This is a genomic window from Microcystis sp. LE19-131.1A (assembly GCF_027532015.1).
GTDB classification, from domain to species: Bacteria; Cyanobacteriota; Cyanobacteriia; order Cyanobacteriales; family Microcystaceae; genus Microcystis; species Microcystis ichthyoblabe_A.
The window spans coordinates 1-4,267 of the sequence record NZ_JAPZSS010000223.1; the positions used below are offsets into that span (position 1 = coordinate 1).

Consider the following 4,267-nt stretch of genomic DNA (forward strand, 5'->3'; position numbering starts at 1 on the left):
GACTATTTGAGTCATATAAGTAAGTGGTTATAATTAAATTGAAGATAGATTTTGTCTTTGTTCCCCCCTGCCGCCCTTGATAAGGGGGGTGCCGTTAGGCGGGGGGTTCTCCCTTGATAAGGGGGGTGCGGCTAGGCGGGGGGCTCGGCCCCCCCCGTTTCAAGTGGGGATTAAGGCGGGATCTGCACCCCCCGTATCACGGGGGGATTAAGCGGGGAACGGCACCCCCCTTATCACGGCATATCCCCCCGCCTATCGGCACCCCCCTTATCAAGGGATATCCCCCCGCCTATCGGCACCCCCCTTATCAAGGGGGGCAGGGGGGATCAAAGACAAAATCTATCTTCAATTTAATTATAACCACTTACTTATATGACTCAAATAGTCGTAATTGGTGGCGGGGCAGCGGGATTTTTTGGCGCAATTAAAGCGGCAGAATCTAACCCCAAAGCTGGCGTTACTATCCTAGAAGCGGCAAAAGAACCTCTGGCGAAAGTGCGGATTTCGGGAGGGGGACGCTGTAATGTCACCCATCATTGTTTTGATGTTTCCCAATTGGTTAATTATTATCCTCGCGGTGGCAAAGCACTACGGGGAGCTTTTAGTCGGTTTCAACCCCAAGATACTATTAAATGGTTTGAATTGCGGGGGGTAAAACTCAAAACAGAAGCCGATGGGCGAATGTTTCCCAGCACCGATAATTCTGAAACTATTGTTAATTGTCTGCGGGAAAGTGCGACTTTTGCTGGGGTTAATTTAAGGCTAAATTCCCCAGTTAAATCGGTAAAAAAACAGGAAGAAAGTTTTTTAATTGAATTAAAAAGAGATGAGCAAATTAGGGCAGATAAGCTTTTAATTGCTACGGGAAGTAGTCCTTTTGGTTATCGCACCGCTCAAGATTTAGGTCATTCTCTAGTCTCTCCTGTCCCTTCTTTATTTACCTTTCAAATTGCCGATCCTCGTCTGCAAGATTTGTTAGGGGTTGCTGTGGATAAAGTGCGAGTTCGTCTTGGGGGAAGTAAATTAGAACAAATCGGACCTTTATTAATTACCCATTGGGGAGTTAGTGGCCCGGCTATTTTAAAACTTTCTGCTTGGGGAGCGCGGGTGCTTCATGAGCAGCATTACCGAATGCCTTTAATAATTAATTGGTTGGGGGATTATCATCCTGAAAAATTACGAGAAATTATCTTACAAACTAAAAGTGAATATCCCAAAAGAAAACTTTTTAATTATTGTCCCTTTGAACAGTTACCTAAGCGTCTTTGGCAGAGTTTATTAAGTTACTTGACTGTTAACTCGGAAACTCCCTGGGCCGAATTATCTAAAAATACTCTCAATCGATTAATGATTGAATTACAGCAAGGGGAATATCAAATCAAAGGAAAAGGGGTGTTTAAGGAGGAATTTGTCACCTCTGGGGGAGTGAATCTTCAGGAAGTGGATTTTAAAACTATGGAAAGTAAAATCTGTCCGGGGTTATATTTTGCCGGGGAGGTACTAGATATCGATGCAGTTACGGGGGGATTTAATTTTCAAAGCGCTTGGACCACTGGTTATCTCGCCGGACAAGCTATGGGCAATAGATAGCAGTATTGCCGGTGTATTAGGCTGCCCCAATACACCCGACGGCAATTAAACTGCGAGAAAATCTCACTTTAACTGATAGTTGATAACCGATTCCTTGATGCTGTTATTCCCAAATTGGACCGGCTGCAATGATTTCTTGGGAGGCAGTGGTAAATTGACGGAAATTTTCCACGAAACGATGGGCCAATTCTCGCGCCTGTAGGTCGTAGGATTCGCCATCTTGCCATGCTTGTCGCGGGTCGAGGATTTTTTTGGGAACTCCGGGGACAATTTCGGGGACGAGAACTTGAAAGATGGGATGAGGATGGAAAACTACTTCCTCTAAATCGCCATTTAAAGCGGCGGAAACCATAGCGCGGGTGTGTTTGATCGAAATGCGATCGCCGACTCCGTAGGGACCGCCAGACCAACCAGTATTAATCAGATAAACCGAGGTTTCGGGGTGTTGTTCTAAACGTTGCCCTAACATTTGGGCATAGACCAGGGGTGACAGAGGGAAGAAACATTGACCGAAACAACTGGAAAAAGTCACCTGTGGTGCGGTGATTCCCCGTTCCGTTCCCGCTAATTTGCTAGTATAGCCGGAGAGGAAATGATACATCGCCTGGTTCGTGGTTAATTTGGCGATTGGTGGCAGTACCCCAAAAGCATCGGCAGTTAAGAAGATAATCGTTTTCGGGTGGGTTCCCATGCCAGATACGGCACAATTAGGGATATAACGCAGGGGATAGGCGGCGCGGGTGTTTTCGGTCAAACGTCCATCATCATAGTCGGGAAGGCGATTATCGGGGGAAAGGATCACGTTTTCGAGAATAGTGCCAAATTGAATCGCCGCCCAGATTTGGGGTTCGTATTCGGCACTTAAACGGATGGTTTTAGCATAACAACCGCCTTCAAAGTTAAAAATGCCGTCTTCTGACCAACCGTGTTCATCATCACCGATGAGGCTGCGTTTAGGATCGGCGGAAAGGGTGGTTTTACCCGTACCGGAGAGACCGAAAAAGAGGGCCGTATGACCGTGTTTATCCATGTTAGCGGCACCGTGCATCGGTAAAACCCCTTGTTTGGTCATCAGGTAGTTCATCATCGAGAAGACGGATTTTTTGATTTCGCCAGCGTAGCGAGTGCCACCGATGAGAACGATTTTTTTTGCCAGGTTGAGGACGATAAAGGCTTCGCTGTTCAGGTCGTCATCCTCGGGATATCCCTGTAACCCCGGCAGGGCAATCACGGTAAAATCAGTTTCATGGGCGGCTAGTTCGATCGCACTGGGCCGGAGGAATAACTGATGGGCAAAGAGGTTATGGTAGGCGATTTCGGTGACAACGCGCACGCCAAAGCGACAATTAGGATCGGACCCGACGTAACCATCGAAGATATATAGGTCTTTTCCCTGTACATAGGCGAGGACTTTTCGGTATAACTGCTGGAATTTTTCCTCGCTAATCGGGGCGTTATGCTGATTCCAGTCGATTTCCTTTTCGCTGGTGGTTTCTTTGACAATGAATTTATCTTTGGGGGAACGACCGGTATATTTACCTGTTTCCACCACTAAAGCCCCATTATCGGCTAAAACGCCCTCATGATGTTCGATCGCCTGTTCGACTAATTGCGGTACGGAAAGATTGCGATAAACGCGACCGAGATTTTTCATGCCTAGGTTTTCGAGGCCGTAGGTGGGATGAATTTGATTTTCTAATTCGCAGTGGAAATTGACATTCTCCATGCGATCGGACAAGGAACAAGAGATACTATCATTGGTCAGCGTGTGTAGAGTCGGCATAACCCAAATTCTCCTGATAATTTAGTTGTCGGTTTAGAGGTAAATTCTAGGTCTCTGATTAGTGCAGTTATAGGAACTAGAAAACCCTCGTTCTCTGTCTTTTTCACTCCCAGACACCTAAGAAGCTATATTGATTAGTTTATCTGACGATATTTCCCTGATTAATCTGGTCTCTCGCTGTCGGTAAAGCCAACTTTAGAGCGGAATTGAGGCTTATTTGCGTATTTACCCTTCATCTCCCAGTCAGGGTTTGTACCTTTTCTCTCTTGCCGATCTAACTGCTTTTTCTAGCTATTTTTAGTCTAGCTGTACAATGGGATGCAGACGATGTTTTTTTTACAAAAGTTAACAGCTACACAAAATTGGTCAGCTAATCTAGAAGTTATCTTAATTGTCAGGTAGGAAGTCTCTGGTTTTGGGGAACGTCAGAACAATAGCTGGTTGTCTAGAGATGATGACAATGATCCTAAACGTGGTCAAATCGATTTCGCCGCTAATAAAAAAAGTCGATTGACACAGGAACCAGTTAGCGGCCAAAATTGACCCTATTAGCCGTTGGCAAGCTCTAGAATTGATTGTGTAAGTAGTCGGACATAAATTCTGTTGTCTATCTTAAGAAATGTAAATTGCCGCAATTCTTACTGACTCCTGACTCCTGACTCCTGACTCCTTACCCCACAGTTAACTTTACTTTTGTCCAACTACTTAACAGGTTAATTAAGTCTAGCTCGATCTCGAAAAAAAACAACTAATATTGACATCCTCACCGCCGTAAACGGACGGTGATTCCCAAACCTCACGATTTAGGTTTCTGCTTCTTTCCCTTGCGGGGTTCCGCACCTGCCTTAACAGATTTACTCTGTTCTGGTCTTATGGTCGCTCTACAGACTGACA

At 45.5% G+C, this 4,267-nt stretch carries 2 protein-coding genes; one reads left to right on the forward strand and one right to left on the reverse strand.

What is annotated here, in order from left to right; genetic code table 11:
- Positions 1-372 precede the first annotated feature (372 nt).
- Positions 373-1,590, forward strand: coding sequence for a BaiN/RdsA family NAD(P)/FAD-dependent oxidoreductase (locus O9323_RS16400; protein WP_002777293.1), 1,218 nt, complete (start codon positions 373-375; stop codon positions 1,588-1,590).
- A 103-nt stretch (positions 1,591-1,693) separates the two neighbouring features.
- Here the strand turns inward: O9323_RS16400 and pckA are convergent, their stop codons facing one another.
- A complete protein-coding gene (gene pckA, locus O9323_RS16405) occupies positions 1,694-3,373 on the reverse strand; it encodes a phosphoenolpyruvate carboxykinase (ATP) (protein ID WP_149106623.1) in 1,680 nt (559 codons plus the stop codon).
- Between the last annotated feature and the right edge of the window lie 894 nt (positions 3,374-4,267).

Excerpts from the sequence above, each read along its gene's own strand:
- pckA (WP_149106623.1), bottom strand. The coding sequence starts at position 3,373 with ATGCCGACTCTACACACGCTGACCAATGATAGTATCTCTTGTTCCTTG.
- O9323_RS16400 (WP_002777293.1), top strand. The coding sequence starts at position 373 with ATGACTCAAATAGTCGTAATTGGTGGCGGGGCAGCGGGATTTTTTGGC.